General features: G+C 67.3%; 4 protein-coding genes. 1 reads left to right on the forward strand and 3 read right to left on the reverse strand.

Annotation, left to right across the window (positions count from 1 at the left end; all coding sequences use genetic code 11):
- Together imuA and VIR09_RS31310 are read right to left on the reverse strand one after the other, a co-directional pair.
- Nucleotides 1–645, reverse strand: a 645-nt coding sequence (gene imuA, locus VIR09_RS31305; protein ID WP_332016408.1) for a translesion DNA synthesis-associated protein ImuA, incomplete at its 3' end; no start/stop codon positions are given.
- 219 nt (nt 646–864) lie between these two features.
- On the reverse strand, nt 865–2,400 hold the full coding sequence (locus tag VIR09_RS31310) for an amino acid permease (protein ID WP_332016409.1): 1,536 nt from the start codon (nt 2,398–2,400) through the stop codon (nt 865–867).
- A gap of 182 nt (nt 2,401–2,582) precedes the next feature.
- Between VIR09_RS31310 and ypfH the strand changes: the two genes are divergently transcribed.
- On the forward strand, nt 2,583–3,287 hold the full coding sequence (ypfH, locus tag VIR09_RS31315) for an esterase (RefSeq protein WP_013394152.1): 705 nt from the start codon (nt 2,583–2,585) through the stop codon (nt 3,285–3,287).
- Here ypfH and VIR09_RS31320 read toward each other — a convergent pair.
- Nucleotides 3,288–3,496: TolC family protein (locus VIR09_RS31320; protein WP_332016410.1), on the reverse strand; the 209-nt coding region annotated here is incomplete at its 5' end.

Consider the following 3,496-nt stretch of genomic DNA (forward strand, 5'->3'; position numbering starts at 1 on the left):
CAGAGGCGCATGGCGGGGAGAAACAGGGGTGGGGGCGCCGGAGTCCAGGCCCACGTATAAGGGGGTGTCGCAGGCAGGCCCGCGGCGCTTCAGGATGTGTACGGACAGGCCGCCCGCGGCCGGCGCGAGCGCCAGCCGCAAGGGCGCGGGCGTGGCGTTCTGCGCCGCGCTGCTGGGGCGCACGGCGATGAACAGCAGGTCGCTGGCCTGGGCGGCCAGGTGCAGGCGGCGCAGGGATTCGGGGCGCACGTGGGGCAGCCAGCAGATCAGGGCGCCGCAGCTGCCGTTCTTCAGGATCTGTTCGGCGGCCCAGAGCGCGTCCACGGGTTTTTCCGGCGCCACCCAGAGCAATTGGCGCGGATCCAGCCGCCAGCTCATCCAGCTGGCGATGTGGGGCGCGTGCGGCGGCTGCACCAGGGCGATGGCGCGGCGCGTCTCCAGTTGGGCCAAGGCCGGACGCAGCAGGCGGATTTCTCCGATGCCCGGGTGCGGGGCCATCAATTCGATCAGGGAACCCAGCGGCCAGCCGCCGTCCGGCAGCTCGGCGGACAGCGCGGCATGCCCGGTGGGCAGGGTGCGGGCGGCGCTTTGGGCCAACTGGGTGGCGCGCCACAACGCGGGATGGATACGTTCTGGGGACTGCATGGCAAATCGGTTTCCGGGAGGGAAAGAACCGGTTGAAGTGGCCGATGAGCCATTATAGCTGTATGAATATACAGTAGTTAAAAGGGGCGGACCGTGTGGAGAAAATCCCTGGCGTGATGCGCGAGCCCCAAAAGAAAACCCACCCGTACACCTTTCGGTGCAGAGGGGTGGGCTGTGTTGGATACGATCCTGGTCGTGTCCAGGCATACGGATCAAGACCTAAACCTGCGCGCGTTCCACCGTAGATACCGAGGGTTGCACACCCGCCGCGCGATCCAGATCCAGCCCATAAAACCGCATGTCCTCATACCGGATCCAGTGCGACTTGCGCACCAGCCGGTGGCCGATCCACAAGGCCAGGAACAGCGGGATCGCCAGGTAGGTGGAGATCACGCCGATCCAGTCGATGCGGTCTTGCAGGAAGGCCTGGTAGTTCTGGCCCAGCGTGACCAGCAGGCACAGGACGAAGGCGAGCAGCGGGCCGAAGGGGAACAGGCCGGCCTTGTAAGGCAGGTCGGCGGTGTCGTAGCCGTGCTTCACATAACCCCGGCGGAAGCGGTAATGGCTGACCGCGATGCTCAGCCACACGATGAATTCGGTCATGCCGGCAAAGTTCAGCAGCCAGATGTAGACGGCCTTGGGGCTGTACACCAGGCTGAACAGGCACAGGCAGGCCAGCAGTGCGGTGGCCATCAGCGCGTACAGCGGCACTCCGCTGCGGGTCACGCGCCGGAACACGGCGGGCGCCTGGCCTTCGGCCGCCATGTTGAACAGCATCCGCGTCGCCGCGTACATGCCGGAATTGCCGGCCGACAGCACCGAGGTCAGGATCACGGCGTTCATCACGGTGGCCGCCGACAGCAGCCCCGCGTGCTGGAACACCAGCGTGAAGGGGCTGACTGCGATGTCTTCCACTTCGTTGCGCAGCAGCTGCGGGTCGGTATAGGGCAGCAGCAGGCCGATGATCAGGATGGCCAGCACGTAGAACAGCAGAATGCGCCAGAACACGTGATTGATCGCGCGCGGCACGTTGCGGCGGGGATTCTCGGATTCGCCGGCGGCCACGGCCACCAGTTCGGTGCCCTGGAACGAATAAGCCACCACCATCGCCACGCCCACCCAGGTGGCCGCGTTGCCCACGAAGGGCGCGTCGCCGATGGTCCAGTTGGCCAGGCCTACCGTCGTGCCGCCGTGGATGATGCCGACCAGCATCGCCAGCCCGACGCCGATGAAGCACAGCACGGCGACGACCTTGATGATGGCGAACCAGTATTCGGCCTCGCCGAAGCTGCGCGCGGAGAAGGCGTTCAGGCCGAAGGTCAGGGCCAGGAAAAGCACGCTCCAGATCCAGCCCGGCGTATCGGGAAACCAGTAGGCCATGACCAGTTGCGCGGCCACCACGTCCACCGCCACCACCGTGGCCCAGCTGATCCAGAAATTCCAGCCCAGCGCAAAGCCGAAACCGCCGTCCACGTAGCGCGAAGCATAGGTGCAGAAGGAGCCCGATACCGGCATGAAGGTGGCCAGTTCGCCCAGGCTGGTCATGATGAAGTAGACCATCAGGCCGATGGCCAGGTAGACCATCAGCGCGCCGCCCGGGCCCGCCTGGGCGATGGCGGCGCCGGAGGCCACGAACAGGCCGGTGCCGATGGCGCCACCTAACGCTATCATCGTGAGGTGGCGCGCCTTGAGCACGCGATGCAGCTGGTTCTGGCTGGCAGGCGTGGCGCCGGATTCTGTCGTTGGAGTTTGCATTGCTGGGTAGGTGGTTGCCGGGGCGGCGGACCATCAGGCACGGGCATGCGGGCCTGCCCGCCGGGCAACGCCGCAAGCCAGCCGGTCCGTGGCGGTGCGGCAAAGGTTGCTTCAAGGCGCGCATTTTACAATGCGGCTATTCCGGGGCTGTTCGGCGGCCCCAGCCAGCACGGAGCGGTTTCATGGCGTCTTCCTCTTCTATCGAATTCCTTCCCGATGCCGGCGTCGACGTGCGCCAGCTGTTCATCCTGCTGCACGGCGTGGGCGGCACCCCCGCTGACATGCAGCCCCTGGCGCAGGCGGTGCGCGCGGCGTTCCCCAGCGCGGCGGTGCTGGTGCCCCAGGGTTTCGAGCCGTTTGACGGCGGCGGCGAGGGCCGGCAATGGTTCTCGGTGCGCGGCGTGACCGAGGAAAACCGCCCCGAGCGCGTGGCGCGGGCGCTGCCGCCCCTGGAAGCCTATATGCGCGAGGCGCAGGCGCGCTTCGGCCTGCTTCAATCGGATACGGCGCTGGCGGGCTTTTCGCAGGGCGCCATCATGGCGCTGGAGCTGGTGCAGGCGCACGACGGCATGGCCGGCCGCGTCATCGCGTTTTCAGGTCGCTATGCCCAACTGCCCAAGTCCGCGCCGCAGTACACCACGCTGCACCTGCTGCATGGCGAGGCCGATCCCATCATGAGCGTGGACCACATCCAGGCCGCCCAGGCGCGCCTGAGCGAACTGCACGGGGATTCGACCATCGACATCGCCAGCAATGTGGGGCACGCGCTGCATCCGGCCTTGATCGAGCGCGCCATCGTGCGCCTGAAGACCTGCGTGCCGCTGCGTAGCTGGGAGGCCGCGCTGGGCCTGAACCAGACGCCGCCGGACGGCGCCTCGGTGCATTGATTATTTTTCCCAGCCGCCGCCCAGCGCCAGGAACAGCGCGATCTGGTCGTTGCTGAGGTCTGCCTGCGAGGCGGCCAGCGCGCTTTCGTTGGTGGCCAGGGTGCGTTCGGCGTCCAGCACGGTCAGGTAGTCCGTCTTGCCGTACTGGAACAGGCGGCTGGCCTGCGAGGCGGCTTCGGCGCTCTGGTCGCGCGCGGCGCGCAGGGCGG

The sequence above is a fragment of the Achromobacter sp. genome (genome assembly GCF_036567245.1).
Taxonomy (GTDB): Bacteria; Pseudomonadota; Gammaproteobacteria; order Burkholderiales; family Burkholderiaceae_B; genus Achromobacter.